Annotated in this window: 16 protein-coding genes; 9 read left to right on the forward strand and 7 right to left on the reverse strand. The window is 62.8% G+C overall.

Going from position 1 to position 16768, the window contains the following annotated elements; translation table 11 throughout:
- The first annotated feature begins 190 nt into the window (after positions 1-190).
- Positions 191-1051, forward strand: a complete 861-nt coding sequence (gene speE / locus A6D6_RS19995; RefSeq protein ID WP_159661690.1) for a polyamine aminopropyltransferase — start codon at positions 191-193, stop codon at positions 1049-1051.
- Between the two features lie 65 nt (positions 1052-1116).
- Positions 1117-2307: a multidrug effflux MFS transporter gene (locus A6D6_RS20000; protein ID WP_159661691.1), complete on the forward strand. Its 1191-nt coding sequence runs from the start codon at positions 1117-1119 to the stop codon at positions 2305-2307.
- A 94-nt stretch (positions 2308-2401) separates the two neighbouring features.
- Here the strand turns inward: A6D6_RS20000 and A6D6_RS20005 are convergent, their stop codons facing one another.
- A complete protein-coding gene (locus tag A6D6_RS20005; RefSeq protein ID WP_159661692.1) occupies positions 2402-2992 on the reverse strand; it encodes a 2-hydroxychromene-2-carboxylate isomerase in 591 nt (196 codons plus the stop codon).
- A gap of 1 nt (position 2993) precedes the next feature.
- Positions 2994-3719, reverse strand: coding sequence for an SDR family oxidoreductase (locus A6D6_RS20010; RefSeq protein ID WP_159661693.1), 726 nt, complete (start codon positions 3717-3719; stop codon positions 2994-2996).
- 169 nt (positions 3720-3888) lie between these two features.
- Here A6D6_RS20010 and A6D6_RS20015 point away from each other — a divergent pair, with 169 nt between their 5' ends.
- Complete coding sequence (locus tag A6D6_RS20015) at positions 3889-4401, forward strand: winged helix-turn-helix transcriptional regulator (RefSeq protein ID WP_159661694.1); 513 nt, start codon at positions 3889-3891, stop codon at positions 4399-4401.
- A gap of 336 nt (positions 4402-4737) precedes the next feature.
- Here the strand turns inward: A6D6_RS20015 and A6D6_RS20020 are convergent, their stop codons facing one another.
- Positions 4738-5649, reverse strand: coding sequence for a LysR family transcriptional regulator (locus A6D6_RS20020; RefSeq protein ID WP_133489890.1), 912 nt, complete (start codon positions 5647-5649; stop codon positions 4738-4740).
- Between the two features lie 121 nt (positions 5650-5770).
- Between A6D6_RS20020 and A6D6_RS20025 the strand changes: the two genes are divergently transcribed.
- Together A6D6_RS20025 and A6D6_RS20030 are read left to right on the forward strand one after the other, a co-directional pair.
- A complete protein-coding gene (locus A6D6_RS20025) occupies positions 5771-6448 on the forward strand; it encodes a histidine phosphatase family protein (protein ID WP_097057655.1) in 678 nt (225 codons plus the stop codon).
- A gap of 190 nt (positions 6449-6638) precedes the next feature.
- Complete coding sequence (locus A6D6_RS20030; protein WP_133489889.1) at positions 6639-7391, forward strand: SDR family oxidoreductase; 753 nt, start codon at positions 6639-6641, stop codon at positions 7389-7391.
- Between the two features lie 299 nt (positions 7392-7690).
- Here the strand turns inward: A6D6_RS20030 and A6D6_RS20035 are convergent, their stop codons facing one another.
- Positions 7691-8950 (reverse strand): ammonium transporter, encoded by a 1260-nt coding sequence (locus A6D6_RS20035; RefSeq protein ID WP_133489888.1) that lies wholly within the window; start codon positions 8948-8950, stop codon positions 7691-7693.
- Positions 8951-9026: 76 nt separating this feature from the next.
- A complete protein-coding gene (glnK, locus tag A6D6_RS20040) occupies positions 9027-9365 on the reverse strand; it encodes a P-II family nitrogen regulator (RefSeq protein WP_133489887.1) in 339 nt (112 codons plus the stop codon).
- Between the two features lie 309 nt (positions 9366-9674).
- Between glnK and A6D6_RS20045 the strand changes: the two genes are divergently transcribed.
- Positions 9675-9932 carry an accessory factor UbiK family protein gene (locus A6D6_RS20045; protein ID WP_133489886.1) on the forward strand — a complete coding sequence of 86 codons (258 nt, stop codon included), beginning with the start codon at positions 9675-9677 and terminating at the stop codon, positions 9930-9932.
- A 7-nt stretch (positions 9933-9939) separates the two neighbouring features.
- On the opposite strand, the gene A6D6_RS20050 is transcribed toward A6D6_RS20045, so the two are convergent.
- Entirely contained in the window at positions 9940-11850 is a 1911-nt protein-coding gene (locus tag A6D6_RS20050) for an alkyl/aryl-sulfatase (protein ID WP_159661695.1), read from the reverse strand.
- Between the two features lie 99 nt (positions 11851-11949).
- Here A6D6_RS20050 and A6D6_RS20055 point away from each other — a divergent pair, with 99 nt between their 5' ends.
- Both A6D6_RS20055 and A6D6_RS20060 read left to right on the forward strand, forming a co-directional pair.
- Positions 11950-12849, forward strand: a complete 900-nt coding sequence (locus tag A6D6_RS20055) for a LysR family transcriptional regulator (protein WP_133489884.1) — start codon at positions 11950-11952, stop codon at positions 12847-12849.
- A 608-nt stretch (positions 12850-13457) separates the two neighbouring features.
- Entirely contained in the window at positions 13458-14948 is a 1491-nt protein-coding gene (locus A6D6_RS20060) for a YifB family Mg chelatase-like AAA ATPase (protein ID WP_159661696.1), read from the forward strand.
- On the opposite strand, the gene A6D6_RS20065 is transcribed toward A6D6_RS20060, so the two are convergent.
- Positions 14920-15828: a DMT family transporter gene (locus A6D6_RS20065; RefSeq protein ID WP_159661697.1), complete on the reverse strand. Its 909-nt coding sequence runs from the start codon at positions 15826-15828 to the stop codon at positions 14920-14922. The genes A6D6_RS20060 and A6D6_RS20065 overlap by 29 nt on opposite strands.
- A 92-nt stretch (positions 15829-15920) precedes the next feature.
- Between A6D6_RS20065 and A6D6_RS20070 the strand changes: the two genes are divergently transcribed.
- Positions 15921-16712 carry an AraC family transcriptional regulator gene (locus tag A6D6_RS20070; RefSeq protein ID WP_133489881.1) on the forward strand — a complete coding sequence of 264 codons (792 nt, stop codon included), beginning with the start codon at positions 15921-15923 and terminating at the stop codon, positions 16710-16712.
- Positions 16713-16768 lie beyond the last annotated feature (56 nt).

Genomic DNA, 16768 nt, shown 5'->3' on the forward strand with positions numbered 1-16768 from the left:
CGGGCAATACGGGAGCCCCCGCCGGAGCGACGTTAAAATTGCTCCCGGCAATTTTTTATTGCCGCAACGCCCCGCAGCCCCGGGTTTTGACTTCAGCGTCTGGCGTCCAGCGCTTTTCTATAGGCGCGAGTGCCGCTGGCCAGTACAATCGACGCCGTTCCCTCCACCACCCATTAGCGGGAAGAGTCCTATGAGCGCCCAAGACGGCAATTGGTTCATCGAGCATTTCGACTCCGCCGGCGTGGCCTTCGGCCTGCGCCTCAAACAAAAGCTGGAAGCGGTGCAAACCCCCTACCAGCACATCGAAATGTGGGAAACCGACACCTTCGGCTATCTGATGACCATCGACGGCGCCACCATGCTGAGCAGCCGCGATAACTTCCTCTACCACGAGATGATGGCGCACCCGGCTCTGTTCGCGCACGCGGCGCCGCGCCGTGTGTTGATCATCGGCGGCGGCGACTGCGGCACCTTGCGCGAGGTGCTGCGCCACGGCGGTGTGGAGAAAGCGGTGCAGATCGACATCGACGAACAGGTCACCCGCTTCTCCGAGAAGTATTTCCCGGAATTGTGCGAGTCCAATGACGACCCGCGCGCCGAACTGCGCTTCGAGGACGGCGTCAAGTTCATGCAGGACTGCGAGCCCGGCCAGTTCGATGTCATCATTGTCGATTCCACCGATCCGGTGGGTCCCGCGGAAGGGCTGTTCAAGGCGGCGTTCTTCCGTCACTGCCACCGCGTGCTCGCCGATGGGGGGGTACTGGTACAGCAGTCGGAATCACCGCTGTTGCACAGCGACACCATTATCCACGACCTGCACGTGAACATGCGCGAGGCCGGCTTTGATCACACCCAGACCCTGCCGTTCCCGCAGCCGGTCTATCCCAGCGGCTGGTGGAGCTGCACTCTGGCCGGCAAGGGCCGCGATGTCAGCACCTTCCGTGAGGCGGACGCCGCCGGCAAGGATTTCGACACCCGCTATTACAGTGACGCCATCCATCGTGGCGCCCTGACCCTGCCGCCATTCATGAGCGCCGCCATCGGCGACTGATTCCGCACCGCTCAACCCGCGCCCCGGGGAAGCACTCTTCCCCAGGGCGCTGAATCACGGAAGCAATGACCGATTCCCACTCAACACCGGGCGCTAACGCCCCGCTCTGGGGGCTGGCGCTACTGACCTTCAGCGGCACCCTGGCGATGCACATCTTCGTGCCGGCCCTGGCTTTGGCTGGCGACGACCTCAATGCCTCCGCCAGCGCCATGCAGATGACCGTCAGCCTGTATATTCTCGGCCTCGCCGTGGGGCAACTGGTGTATGGCCCGCTGTCCGACCATTTCGGCCGCCGGCCGGTGCTGATGGTCGGCCTGGGCCTGTACACCCTGGCCGGGCTGGCCGCGGCCCTGGCCCCCGGAGCCCACTCGTTGATCGCCGCGCGTCTGTTTCAGGCCCTGGGCGGCTGCGCCGGCCTGACCCTGGCGCGGGCCATCGTCCGCGACACCACCACACCCCGGGAAGCGGCGCAACGGCTGGCGATGATGAATCTGATGGTGACCCTGGGGCCGGGCATCGCGCCGATTCTCGGCGGGCTGCTGGCCAACGAATTGGGCTGGCGCTGGATTTTCTATCTGTTGGTGGGACTGGGCGTGGCCAACGTGCTGTTCACCTGGCGGCTGTTGCCGGAGACCCGGCCGCACGGCAGTGTCGGCGGCAACGTCAAAACCCTGGTCCGGGATTATCAGGCGCTGCTGCGCTCACCGGCGTTCCTGGGCTTCGCCCTCGGCGGCGGCTGCGCCACCACTTCCGTATACGCGTTCATCAGCGCGGCGCCGTTTGTGTTCGTGGACCAGTTGCAGGTGCCGGCGGAACACGTCGGGCTGTATCTGGCACTGCTGGTGTCCGGCATGTCCATGGGCAATGTGTTCGCCAGCCGTCTGCTGGCGCGGGTCCCCATGCGCACGGTGCTGATGCGCGCCAATCAGGTCAGTGTGCTGGCGGCGTTCGTGTTTCTCGGTGCGGTGCTCAGTGGTCATTTGTCACTGACCGTCCTGCTGCTGTCCCTGTTCGTGTTCGCCACCGGCCTCGGTATCGCCGCGCCGGCCACGCTCACCGAAGCGATCAGCGTGATGCCCAGCGTCACCGGCTCCGCTTCGGGCCTGTATGGCTTCACCCAGATGGCCATCGGCGCCCTGTGCTCGGCCCTGGCGGTGCTCGGTGACGACCCGGCCCTGGCCGCCGCGGTGGTCCTCGCCAGCGCCGGCGTCATCGGCCAGATCGCGTTTCATGTCGCGCTGAGAAGCAGTGAATAGTGAATAGCATGAAAACGAGGCCGTTTGCTTATCCGCAAGCCGTATTTTCGGATAAGCAGGCACTGTTTTTCTGTTAGCTATTCACTGTTAACTGTTAGCTCTTACTTAGCTCTTCCTCCACCCAATCCAACCGGTCCTGACCAAAGAACATCTCATCGCCGACGAACATTGTCGGGGCGCCGAAAATGCCTCGGGACACGGCTTCTTCCGTGGTCTGTTTCAGCACTTCCTTAACCTCGGGCTCCTGGGCCCGGGCCGCCCATTCGGCCGGATCGAGGCCGGCTTCCTGCAAGGTCGCACCCAGCACGTCCAATTCGTCGAGTTTGCGTTCCTTCAGCCACATGCCTTCGAACACCGCCTTGAGCAGGGTCTCCCATTGCGGCGTATTCAGCGCGGCGGTGAGCAGACGCATGCAGCTCAGCGTATTCACCGGAAAATGGGGATTCTGATTGAGCGTGACCCCATAACGCCGGGCATAACGCTGCATATCCATGCGCGAGTACAGTCCCTTCAGTGGCACCGCCGCTGGCGAAGCGTTGCCGGTGGCCTTGAACACACCGCCCAACAGCATCGGCCGATAAAGCAATTCCGCGCCTTGGCGCTCGGCGATCCCGGGCAGTTGGGTCCAGGCCAGATAGCTGGCGGGGCTACCCACGTCGAAGAAGAATTCCACGGTCTTGCTCATCTCAAAAGGTCTCCATCCAGGGTCTCAGATCCAGTTCATGAGTCCAGGTATCGCGGGGCTGTTGATGCAGCATCCAATAGGCATCGGCGATGTGCTCCGGATCGAGGATACCGTCCTGATCCTTGAGCGCGTAACGCTGAGGAAAGTTGTCGCGAATGAAAGCGGTGTCGATGGCGCCGTCAATGATGCTGTGCGCCACATGAATACCCTCCGGGCCCAATTCCCGCGCCATGCTCTGGGCCAGCGCCCGCAACGCGAACTTGGCGCCGGCGAAGGCGGAAAAACCACGCCCGCCCCGCAACGACGCGGTGGCACCGGTGAAAATAATCGTGCCGCGCCCACGGGGCACCATCACCCGCGCCGCTTCGCGGCCGGCGAGAAAACCGGCGAACGCCGCCATTTCCCAGACCTTGCGATAAACCCGGGCGGTGGTCTCGCGGATCGGGAAGTTGACGTTGGCGCCAATGTTGAACACCAATACCTCCAGCGGGCCCACCTCCTGTTCAATGGTATCCACCAGGGCCACGGCCTGTTCCTCATCCCGGGCATCGGAGCCGAAAGCGCGGGCCTCTCCCCCCTCCGCCTCGATCTGGTCCACCAGATCCGCCAGGGACTCCTGCTTGCGGCGGCTGACACAGGCCACATAGCCCTCACGGGCGAAGCGCCGGGCAATGGCGCCGCCGGTGGCATCACCGGCTCCCACCACCAGCATCGCGGGTTTGCTCATAACTCTCTCCTGTCCGTTCTTCCGTCCATTACGAAATCGACCCGTCATACCCGGGCCCACCCAATGGCACCGATCATCAGCACTTAGAGTTCCAAAAAGGAACTAAATAGTCCATTCTTTTTTGGAACCTGTCAAACCACTATACTGTGGATTCACAGAGGAGGACGGCATGCGCTGGCAAGATCTGGATCAGGAGCCCTGCTCCATGGCCCGCACCCTGGCGGTGATTGGCGACCGCTGGACGCTGTTGATATTGCGGGACTGTTTTCTCGGCGTACGCCGTTTCGAACGCTTCCAGGAGCGTTTGGGCATCACCCGGCACGTGCTCAGCGACCGGTTACGCAAACTGGTGGAGGCCGGTGTGTTGGAGAAACGGCCTTACCAGGAACGGCCCGTGCGGGAAGAGTACCGCCTCACCACCATGGGGCTGGAGCTGCATCCCGCGATCATCCACCTGGTGCAGTGGGGCGACCGCTGGCTGTCCGATGATCATGGCGCCCCACTCCAGCATGTCCACCGCGGTCACGGGCATCGTTTCCAGGCTCAACTCACCTGTGCCGATTGCGGCGAAGTGGTGGGCCCCCGGGATGTCACCGTGGTGGCCAACCCGGCCCTGGCACGGCAGTTGGATCTGCCCGATGAAAGCCGGTCACCGGACACCGCCTGGCGGCAAGGCGGGTGATCGCGCTGGCCGAACGGGGGTTATAAACAAATCGCCGGGAACGATTTTTAACGTCACGCCAGTGACGGCGGCCATAAAAAAAGGGAGCCCAAGGCTCCCTTTTCCCGGAGTGGCCACAACCCACAATCAGCCACCCACTTGTACCGCTACGGCCCAAGCCACGACTCCCAGAATGACGATAAGCAATACTCGTCGTCGTACCAGGGGCCAGTTGACGTGCCACATGGTCGGTTCCCCCTTGCATTTTTGGCACCCCCGCGACGACGGGGTGCTAAAACGGTACAAGTGAGACATGTGTCACACAATACGAACAAAGAGGGAGCGGAAAGCACCGCATTAAGAATGAGCAGACAGTTGTTCCATAACCGCCATGACCTTCTGCCGCAACCAGCTGTGGCCGGGGTCGGCGCTTTGATCCCGATGCCAGTACAGATGTAATTCCAGCCCCGGAATGTCCACCGGCAAGGGCTCGGTGTGCGCGCCTTTCGGTGCCAGGCGGCGGGCCAGCAATTCAGGCAGAGTCAGCAGCAGATCGGAGCCCATTACCGTGGACAAAGCGGCCTGGTGATGTTGGCAGCGCAGCCGGATATGACGCCGGTAACCCAACCGGGAAAGCCCGAAGTCTTCCATGCCCGGCCCTTCCCGGCGGGACGACACCAGCACATGCTGGGCGGCCAGATACGCCGGCAGATCAAGATTTCCGGCCAGCGGGTGACCAGCACGCATCATCACCACCAGCGGCCCCTGCATGACCCTCCGATGCTGCACCGACTCCGGTAACGGCAGCAGAATATCGGTGGCCAGATCAAGGCGCCCGCTGGCCAGCTCCGTGGCCAGTTGCCGGCGTGGCACCGTCATCGACTGCAAACGGATGCCTGGGGCCTCGTCCACCAACGCGGAGATCAGCGGCGGCAACAGGCACCCTTCCAGACCATCCCGCAGCCCGAGCACGAACGTGCGCTCCGCTTCGCCAAGATCGAATCCCCCTTCATGGCTGAGGCAGCGCTGCAAGCCACCCAGCGCGTGACGCACCGGGGTCACCATGGCCCGAGCCCGACTGGTGGGCACCATGCGCGCGCCCTGCCGCACGAACAGGGGGTCCTCCAAGCGCTCCCGCAGGCGCGCCAGGGCGTGACTCACCGCCGGCTGGGTAAGGTTGAGCACCCGTGCCGCCCGGGTCAGGGACCCTTCCGTATAGATGGCGTCGAACACCACGAACAGGTTCAGATCGAAGCGCGAAACATGCATGGGTTTTATCCGGAATTATTTCAAATATTCATTCGATTTATTGAAAACCGATACCTAGCATGAGGTCAATGGTTGCTGTGTTCGCTGGCACCGGCGCCCGCGGACCCCGGGAGAATACGCAATGCCTGTGATTTATCTGATCCGCCACGGCCAGGCCAGCTTTGGCGCGGAGAATTATGACGCCCTGTCAGATAACGGCTGGGAACAAAGCCGGATCCTCGGCCGCCATCTGAGCGAGCAGGACCTGGGCGCCCCCCAGGCGGTATGCGGCTCGCTGCGCCGGCACCGGGAAACCGCCGAAGCGACACTGGAACAAATGGCTCTGCCGAAGGAATGGCAGACCGATCAGGGTTTCGACGAGTACGACCATAAGAGTCTGCTGCATGTGCATTGGCCGGAGTCCGCCGATCATCAGGCACTGTCCGCCTGGCTGGCCGAGCAGCCCAATCCCCGGCGCGCCTTCCAGGCTCGCTTCGAGGAGGCCCTGCAACGCTGGCAGCGCAACGAAGACGACTACAAGGAAACCTGGCCGGCATTCCGTGAGCGGGTTCTGGCGTCGCTTTACAGCCTGGCCAATGGCCTGGAACGCGGCGATTCCGCCCTGGTGTTCACCTCTGGCGGCGCCATCAGCGTGGCCATACAGCACCTGCTTGAACTGGCCGACGACGCCTTGATCACCTTCAATCGCGGCCTGGTCAACACCAGCGTCACCCGTCTGCTGGTCAATGCCGGCCGCCTGCGCCTGGCCACGCTCAACGAACACCTGCACCTGCGCGGCGAACTGCTGACTTATCGCTGACTGCTGTGAAAAGGCACGAAAAGGCCCGCGGGGACTGGCGGGCCGTCACGGTTAACGGCACCATCCTCATTCGCAGCTCCGCAATCAGCAGTGTCACTTGCAGGCGATTCACTGCTGAAGCAGCTTCCCACAGGGGGCTACAGCGATTTCGCAAGCCACCACCGGCACATCAGGCGTATAAGGACTCCCGATGCCGCACCGTAAAACCATTCTGATTACCGGCGCCAGTTCCGGACTGGGCATGGGCATGGCCCGGCGTTTCGCCGCCATGGGCCGCGACCTGGCGCTCTGCGCCCGGCGCCTGGATAAACTGGAAGCTCTCAAAAACGAGCTGGAACAGGCGCACCCAAACATCACCGTGGCGATCCAACCACTGGACGTGAACAACTACGAGCAGGTGTTCGAGGTGTTCCGCGCCTTCAAGGCGGAGTTGGGTCAGTTGGACCGGGTCATCGTCAACGCCGGCATCGGCAAGGGACAGCCGCTGGGCACCGGTCATTTCCACGCCAATCGCCAGACCGCCGAGACCAACTTCGTCGCCGCCCTGGCTCAGTGCGAGGCGGCCATGGAAATCTTCCGCGAACAGAACAGCGGCCATCTGGTGGTGGTGTCTTCCATGAGTGCCTTGCGCGGACTGCGCAAGAACATCAACACCTACTCCGCCACCAAGGCCGGCGTGGCCGCGTTGGCCGAGGGCCTGCGCATGGAAATGCTCGGCAAACCGATCAAAGTAAGCACGATCTATCCCGGCTACATCCGCACCGACATCAACGCTCAGGTGAAAAACGCGCCCTTTATCGTCGATCTGGAAACCGGCTGCCAGCAATTGGTGAACGCGATCGAAAAAGAATCGGCCAAGGCCTATGTGCCACGCTGGCCCTGGGCGCCGCTGGGTTTTGCCATGAAAGTGCTGCCGTTGGCGGTGGTCAAACGCATGACATAAGGGCTACGAAGCTGCCGTGGGAGATTCCATGGTGCCTTGCAAGCTCGCTGGTATGCCGCCATTCGCCAGCAACAGATCATGCTACAATGCCGCTGTGGGAAGCGGCCTTGGCCGCGAATGCTCTCCGGGCCGTTGGCCATTCGCTTGCCAGCAAGCTTCCCACAGCGGCGTTGTAGCGGTCTCTGAATTTATCCCTCCAAGGCGGATTTAACGTGTTCTCTCCATTCAGGACCGGGCACGGATCATGAACCAAAAAAAGGGCGCCCATGGGCGCCCTTTTTCATCCGGAAGGTGATCGATCAGCTTTTCACGAATTCCGGGTAGGCTTCCATGCCGCAGTCCACCAGATCCATCCCTTCGTACTCTTCTTCCTCGGTGACACGAACCCCCATCACCGCCTTGAGGATGCCCCAGACGATCAGGCTGGCCACGAACACCCAGATGAAGATGGTCAGGGCGCCGATGATCTGGCCGGAGAAGCTTGAATCGCTATTGGTCAAGGGCACCAGCAGCAGCCCCAGCAGACCCACCACGCCGTGCACCGAGATGGCGCCCACCGGGTCATCGATTTTCAGCTTGTCCAGGGTGACGATGCTGAACACCACCAGCACACCACCGAGCGCACCAAACAGGGTCGCCAGCAGCGGCGTTGGCGTGGACGGCTCGGCGGTAATCGCCACCAGACCGGCCAGGGCGCCGTTGAGCAACATGGTCAGGTCGGACTTCCCGAACAGGATACGGGCCACGATCAGGGCGGCGATGGCGCCACCGGCGGCGGCGGCGTTGGTGTTCATGAACACCACGGCCACGGAGTGCGCGTTGGCGGCGTCACCCAGTTTCAGCACGGAACCGCCGTTGAAGCCGAACCAGCCCATCCACAGGATGAAGGTCCCCAGGGTCGCCAGCGGCAGATTGGCACCGGGAATCGCGTTGATCTGCCCGTTGGCGCCGTACTTGCCTTTACGCGGGCCGAGCAGCAGCACACCAGCCAGGGCGGCGGCGGCGCCGGCCATGTGCACGATGCCGGAACCGGCGAAGTCGGAGAAGCCCAGGTCGCCCAGGTTGTACATCGTGAACACGTCATCGCCGCCCCAGGTCCAGGAACCTTCCAGCGGATAGATCACACCGGTCATGACCACGGCGAACAGCAGGAACGCCCACAACTTCATCCGTTCCGCCACGGCACCGGAGACGATGGACATGGCGGTGGCCACGAACACCACCTGGAAGAAGAAGTCGGACGCGCCGGAGTAGACGGAATCACCGTCGAATCCGTTTTCCGCGGAAGCGGACAATACGCCGCCCAGATCAAAGTCAGTAATGCCTTTCAGGAAAATGCCACCGTCGTACATGATGGCGTAGCCGCACACCATGTACATGGTGCAGGCGATGGCGAACAACGCCACGTTCTTGGTCAGAATTTCAGTGGTGTTCTTGGCGCGTACCAGGCCCGCCTCCAGCATGGCGAAGCCCGCGGCCATCCACATTACCAGTGCACCACAGATCACGAAATAAAACGTATCGATGGCGTACTGCAATTCAAAGATTTGGTTTTCCACGTTGCAACCCTCCGAGAAATAAAAACGTGTCCAGAAGCCTTGGCATGGGTCGATTCAACACACGTTCTAAAACTTCTTAAACAGCATCCTCACCGGTTTCACCGGTACGAATGCGAATGGCCTGCTCAAGGTTGGTGACGAAAATCTTGCCGTCACCGATCTTGCCGGTGTTGGCGGCCTTGGTGACGGCTTCGATCACCTGGTCCAGGCTGCCATCGGCAATGGCCACTTCGATCTTCACCTTGGGGAGGAAGTCGACAACGTATTCCGCACCACGATAGAGCTCGGTGTGCCCCTTTTGGCGACCGAAACCCTTGACCTCGGTAACGGTGATGCCCTGAACACCGATCTCGGACAGTGCTTCACGCACATCATCCAATTTGAACGGCTTGATAATGGCTGTAACCAGTTTCATTGCTATCTCCTCAACGCTCTTAACGCGTCCGGTAACGTCCGTTTCGTTTCAGGCCCCTCTTTGGTTCCCGATCCATCCACTTGCGCGAACGCTCTGTCCCATCTAGTGCACGACCCATGCCAGTTTTAAAAAGTCACGCTTTCTCAAAGGGTTACATCGCCGACGCGGGTCACGCCCCGACTCCGCTGCGGTATAATAGTGCGCCGACTTGGGGCGCGTTCCATTTTGGGGCACGGCAGTCAGTGCCGCACAACCCCGACCTGGAGTGATACCATCACGCCGACTGAACGCATAGTGGAGCCTACGGCCATGCAAAGCCAACCCTTTATCGATCGACTAATGGCCGACATTCAGCGGCGCCTGCCCGGGGATCCGGGGCGGCTTCGCGACGATGTGGAGCACAGTATAAGGGCAGTACTGGGTGAAGCACTGGCGCGGCTGGACCTGATCAGCCGGGAGGAATTCGACGTGCAACAGCGGGTACTGGAACGCACTCGCGAGAAGTTGGAGGCGCTGGAAAAGCAGGTGGCGGCGCTGGAGCGCGCCGCGCAATCGGATCAGCCGTAGCGGTTGGTTACCCCAGCGTCGCCGGGGTAACGATATTGAAGGAAGACTGGAACTGGTCGAGCATGCCGAACAACGCTGCCACCTTGGCCTGATCCCCAGCCACCGCCAGCCGACCGTCCTGCATGCACTGCGGCAGCGTCACTTTGCCCAGCCCGACCTGATCCAGGTCGGGCTTGCCCATGGTGACGCTGGCGTCGGCCTCATCATGGCGGTGCCCTTCCAGATAGGTGAGCACGCCGTTGCGAACGGTCAGGGCGAAGTCCTGGCCCAGATCCGGGAAGTGCCAGTTCAGGGTCATCGGCTGTGACGCGGCCTTTTCGCTGTCCAGCCGGATCGCCAGCAGCGAAAAGAAAAACGCCGGCGTCAACGCCCGCACCAGATCCGGTGCCTGTCCGCTCGGTACCCGCTTGACGCCCTTGCGCAGTTCCTGGGCCCCGGTAAGGTAGGCGTTGCGCCAGGTGGTGTTCTCGCACTGATAGCCCAGTTGCTCCAGGGTATCCGCCTGCAATGCCTTGGCTTCGGCGTTATCCGGATCCGCGAACACCACCTGATTGACGATTTCCGCCACCCAGCGATACTCACCGCGCTCGAATTCCGCTCTGGCCTTTTCCAATACCGCGTCGGCACCGCCCATCCATTCAATGGTGCGGCGGGCACTGTCCACCGGCGGCAGCGGATTCAGGTGCGCCGGATTGGCGTCATAGAAGCCCATGTAGCGCTGATAAACAGCGCGCACGTTGTGGCTCACCGAGCCGTAGTAATCGCGGGCATGCCAGCGTTGCGCCAGCGGCCGCGGCAGGCTCTTGATGTGCTCGGCGATGTCCAGCGGCGTCAGACCATGGTTGAGCAGCCGCAGGGTCTCGTCGTTGAGGAAAGCGTACATATCACGCTGATCAGCCAGGTACTCGCGGATATTGTCCGCCCCCCAGGTAGGCCAATGATGCTGCGCGAACAGCACATCACTGCGATCCCCGTAACGGGCCAGGGTCTGGCCGAGATAGTAGGACCAGATGCGCGGATCACGGACCAGCGCGCCCCGGATGGTGAGAATGTTGTGCATGCACTGGCAGGCGTTCTCGGCCACGCACAACGCCCGCCATTGCGGGAAGTACAGATTCATTTCCGCCGGCGCTTCGGTACCCGGGGTCAGTTGGAATTCGATTTCCACACCGTCGATGGTATGGGTTTCGAACGCCTCGCTGATGTCATTGGTGGGCGCGATCAGGGTCACGGTGCCCCGGGACGTGCCCTTGCCCAGGCCCGCGTCCACCTGACCGCGCGGCCCCTTGGGCAGCAAGCCGCCATACATGTACTGGGCGCGGCGGCGCATGGCCGGACCGGCGTAGACGTTTTCGCTGACGGTTTCTTCCATGAATCCTTCCGGCGCATAGACCCGCACCTGGCCGGATTGTACTTCCTCCTCGCTGATCACCCCTTTAACACCGCCGAAGTGATCCACATGGCTGTGGGTGTAAATCACCGCCACCACCGGACGGTGCGGGCGATGCTGGTAATACACTTCCAGTCCCGCCTTGGCGACCTCGGCGCTGACCAGCGGGTCCATGATGATCAGACCGCTGTCGCCTTCGATGATGTTCATATTGGAAAGATCGAAACCGCGCACCTGATAGATACGCTCACACACTTGGAACAGACCGGTGTGGTTGTTCAGACGCGCCAGCCGCCACAGACTGGGGTTTACCGTGTCCGGCGCTTCCTCGCTTTCCTGGAAATCATAGGCACGGAAATCCCACACCACCCGGCCATCCTCACGACGCACCTCATCGCCATCGAAAGTGGCGATAAAACCGCGCCGGGCGTTCTCGAAATCGGTTCTGTCCTCGAACGGCAGACGATCCCGCCAACCATGATTACAGGCGATGGTCGCGGGCTGAGCGGGCTTGGATTGATCACACATGGGATTCTCCGGGCTGGCAGGGTGCGCCCTGTTGTACGCTGGCTCCCTCAATGTTACAAATGCATAACATTTATCAAATCAATGCATTTATCGCATTCAATGAATCTGCGTCGACTGGAACAATTGGTGGCCCTGGCTGAGGAACGTTCCTTCGTCAAAGCCGCGGAACGCACCCACCTGAGCCAACCCGCCCTGACCCGTGGTATCCAGAATCTGGAGCACGAGCTGGGCATTCGCCTGTTCGACCGCACCTCCCAGGGTGTGGTCCCCACCGCCGCCGGTCAGCAGTTGATCAACCGTGCCCGGCGGGTGCTGTTCGAAGCCCGGGGCCTGCGCCGCGACGCCGACCTGATCCGAAATCACGAGATGGGTGAGGTCCGCTTCGGCGCTGGCTCCTACCCTTCCGCCATCCTGCTGCCGGACGTGCTCGGCACCTTGATGAGTGAGCATCCGCACCTGCGGATCAAAGTGGAAGTGAACGACTGGGCCACCCTGCTGCGTAAAGTGGAATCGGAGGAACTGGATTTCGCCGTGGTGGAACGGCGCACCGTGCCCCACGACTCCGCCCTGGAAAGCCAGCCCCTGTCGAAGGAGGCCGCCGGCTGGTATGTGCGCCGGGGGCACCCCCTGACGGATGGCAGACCGGTGGCCACACGCGATCTCGGCGACTACCCGCTGGTGTCCGTGCCGTTGCCGGAAACCGCCCGCAATCGTCTGAAACGACGGCTGGGCCAGTCCCCCGGAGAAGCGCTGGCACTCAGCCTCGAGTGCAACGATCTGGTGACCCTGCGCGAGGTGGTGACCCGCACCGATGCCGTGCTCAGCGCCACGCCCTCGGTGTGCCGCTCCCAGGAGGCGGCGGGCCGGCTGGTGCGGCTGAATATTCAGGACAGTCATCAGGAAGTGGAACTGGCGGTGGCGCGCCTGGCCAACCGCACCCTGTCGCCGGCGGCGCAAAAGGCGCTGTCACTGATCCAGGCCTGGGCGGACCAGCACTGATCTGCTCCGAATGAACGCTGGCACAGAAGGCGCCACGAAGCCGCTGTGGGAGCTTGCTTGCAAGCGAATGGGCTTCCGGGCCTCCAAGTAAGCTTCCCACAGCGGCGTTGTAGTGGAGCGAGGAAGCTTTTTTATGGCCGCCGTCCGTGGCGGCCACCCTCCGGGCCGCTAACACGCAACACGCTGGCACGCCAACACGCTTTGAAAACACCCGGGCATCCCGGGATAGAGAGTTCCCTGGCTTAAGACCATTGAACTCCCCCTTCGGGGCGTCCAGCGGGACGTCCAAACGGTGCTCTAAGCACCGTTGTGTGGCCCGGGATCTCCCTCCGCAGGGCACATGGCTTCGTGGAAGGAGATGCCGGATCAAGGCCGGCAAGCGGGCCTTGGGTTTGGCATGTTGCGTGTTGCGTGTTGCGTGTCAGCAATGGCTCCCGACGTTTTTTTGTGACCACCGTCCATGGCCGCCGCTCGTCGGGCCGTCGCTGGCGCGACGTCAAAAATCGCTCCCGGCGATTTTTTCCTACACGTGCCGACGACGATATCTCACCCACCATCACCGTCCTGGCTGACAGCCATCCCCGCCCCGTTGCCTTACCCTGAACCACATGAACATTACCAGCCTGCTCAGCCGCGCCAGCCAAGGTATCGATGCCGTTCCGGTAAGGGTGGAAACCCATCTGGCGCCGGGGTTGCCCGGTTTCACTATCGTCGGTCTGCCAGACACCGCGGTACGCGAAAGCCGTGACAGGGTCCGCTCGGCGCTGGTCACCAGCGGCTTCGAGTTTCCGCAACGGCGCATTACCGTCAATCTGGCACCGGCGGATCTGCCCAAGGACGGAGGCCGCTTCGATTTGCCCATCGCCCTGGGCATTCTGTTGGCCAGCGGCCAGTTGGGTCGGGTGGACATCGACGGCCACGAGTTCATTGGCGAGCTGGCGCTGTCAGGTCGTCTAAATCCGGTGCCAGCGCTGTTGCCCGCCGCGCTGGCCTGCGCCAGCGCCGGCCATACCCTGGTGGTGCCGGCGGAGAATGCCGACGAGGCATCCCTGGCCGGGGCCCGCACCCTGGCGGTGACCTGCCTCAACGCGCTCTGCGCCCATCTGCGCGGCACCACCCCCTTGCCCTGTCACCCCGCCCCGAGCATTGACGACCAACAAGCGGCCCCACCCCATCCCTGCCTGGCCGATGTGCGGGGGCAGCTCAGCGGCAAACGGGTGCTGGAAATCGCCGCCGCCGGCGGCCATTCCCTGCTGCTGTGCGGCCCGCCAGGGGCCGGCAAAAGTCTGCTGGCGTCACGGCTGCCCGGCCTGCTGCCGCCGCTGGACCGGGGCCAGGCCCTGGAAGTGGCCGCCGTCTATTCCCTGCGCGCCAGCCGGCCGGCGGCGCACTTTCTGCAACGCCCCTACCGCAGCCCCCATCACACCACTTCCGCCATCGCCCTGGTGGGCGGCGGCAGCCGGCCAAAGCCGGGAGAGATTTCCCTGGCCCACCATGGGGTGCTGTTTCTCGACGAGTTACCGGAATTCGAACGGCGCGTGCTGGAAGTCCTGCGGGAGCCGCTGGAAACCGGTGAGGTACACATCGCCCGCACCGCTCAGCAACTGACGTTTCCCGCCCGCTTTCAGTTGGTGGCGGCGATGAACCCCTGCCCCTGCGGCTATCTTGGCGACCCCGAACGCGGCTGCGGCTATCGCTGTGAAAAGGCCCGCCGCTATCAAGCGCGTCTTTCCGGACCACTGCTGGACCGCATTGATCTGCATCTGGATCTGCCGCCGCTGCCAGCGGCGGAACTGCTGGAGGGCAAGCCCGGGGAGAGCAGTGAACGGGTACGCCAGCGCGTGATCGACGCCCGCCAGCGGCAACAGCAACGCCAGGGCAGACTCAACCGGGACCTGCCCGCCGAGACATTGGACGCCATACTGGCACCACACCGCGGCTGGCTGATCAAGACCATGGAGCGGCTGAGCCTCTCCGCCCGCGCCCTGCACCGCAGTCTGCGCGTGGCCCGCACCATCGCCGATCTGGCGAGCGCGGACCAGGTGGACCGCACCCATCTGAGCGAGGCGCTCAGCTATCGGCGGAACCAGGAAGGCTGACACCGGCGGCGCGGCGCAATGGCCGCCGCCAGGTTTCCGCCAGGATCACCCCGGCCAGGGTCAGCCCGCCACCAATCAGGTGCGCCCAGGTCAGTTGTTCGCGCAACAGTACGGACGCGATCAGCGCGGTGAGCAAAGGCATCAAATTGAAGAACAGGCTCATACGGCTGGGATCGAGCCGGGCGATCCCCTGCATCCATAACAGCGGCGCCACCATGGAGGCCAGCACGCCCGCGTAGATCACCAGCGGCACCGCCTCGACACTGGCACCCTGTTGAGGAGAGAACAGCAGCAGCGGGAACAGGGCCACCAGCGCCACCAGCACCTGCAGGTACAGCAGCAGCATTGCGGGCAAGGGCGGCTGCCAGCGTTTCAGCAACACGCCGTAAACGGCGTAAGCGAACGTCGCCAGGACCATCAGCGCATCGCCCTGATTAATGCCATGGGCGACCAGAGTGCCGAGGTCGCCGGAAGACACCACCAGCACCACGCCGCACAGGGAGATCACCGCGCCCACCAACGCCCCCAGGGTCAGCGGCGTACCCAGTAGGACCGAGGACAATCCCAATGCCATCAACGGCATTAGCGAGAGGATGATGCCCATGTTGGTGGCGCTGGTCATGGTGGCGGCGTAGTAAGCCAGGGTCTGGTATACCGCCATGCCCAGCAGACCCAGCACGATGATACGGGGGATCAGCGGCTTCACCTGATGACGGTATCGCCACAATCGCGGCGCCATCAGCGGTGTCAGCAGGGCCCCCGCCAGCACCCAGCGATAAAAGCCTATTTCCGCGGGGAACAGCACCCCCACCGCCAACTTATTGACCACGTTATTGCCGGACCAGATTAGTACCGCCGCCAACGGGAGCAGATACGCCATACCACGGGCCTCCCTTTCTCGAGGCGCCATTATGGCGCTGTCTGAAATAAGTCTTATACTTCCATTCAGACAACCCACAGGGGATTTCGGACATGACAGCCCCCCATTACCTGCCACTGCCGGATTTCACCGCGCTGCCGTCGCCGGTGTACTTCCGTTACGACGAGTTTCCGGCCGGCAGTGAGTCGCTGGAACACCACCATGATTGGGGCCAGCTCAACTACACCACTCAGGGCATCATGCATTTGCGGGTGGAGGGAAAGCGGTTTTTGTCACCGCCTCAGTATGCCGTATGGATTCCGCCCGGCGCGGCCCATGGCAGTTACAACCCGAATGCCGTGATCTACCGCTCGGTGTATATCGACTCGACGCTGTGCGAGGATCTGCCGACCCAGGCCTGCACGGTGGCGATCACCGACATCCTCAAGGCCATTCTGGTGGACTTCGCCCGGCGCGGCGTGCACGAACCGGAGCACGAGAGCGACCGGCGGCTGGCGCGGGTGATGCTGGATCAGCTCAGTCTCAGTGCTCAAGGCGTCCCGTACTTCCTGCCTTACACTGATCACCCGGTGCTCAGTGGTGTCCTGGAAGCCCTGCGGGAAAACCCGGCGGACAACCGCACTCAGGTGCAATGGGCACGGCGGGCCAACATGACTGAACGCACCCTGGCTCGCCTGTGCCACCGGGAATTGGGTATGCCACTGGGGGAATGGCGCCAGCGGCTGCGTTACCTGCTGGCACTGGAAGCGCTGGAGGAAGAACACAGCGTCCATGCCATCGCCTATGACCTGGGCTACAGCAACCCGTCCGCCTTCATCGCCATGTTCCGGCGCCTGGCCGGCACCACGCCGGAGCAATACCGGCGGCAGGCCGGGCGGGGATAACGGGACATCGCGGATGTTTAAAGGCGGGCCGGACGCCGATAATGCAAAACCAGACC

It is taken from the genome of Alcanivorax xiamenensis (assembly GCF_009846745.1).
GTDB lineage: Bacteria > Pseudomonadota > Gammaproteobacteria > Pseudomonadales > Alcanivoracaceae > Alloalcanivorax > Alloalcanivorax xiamenensis.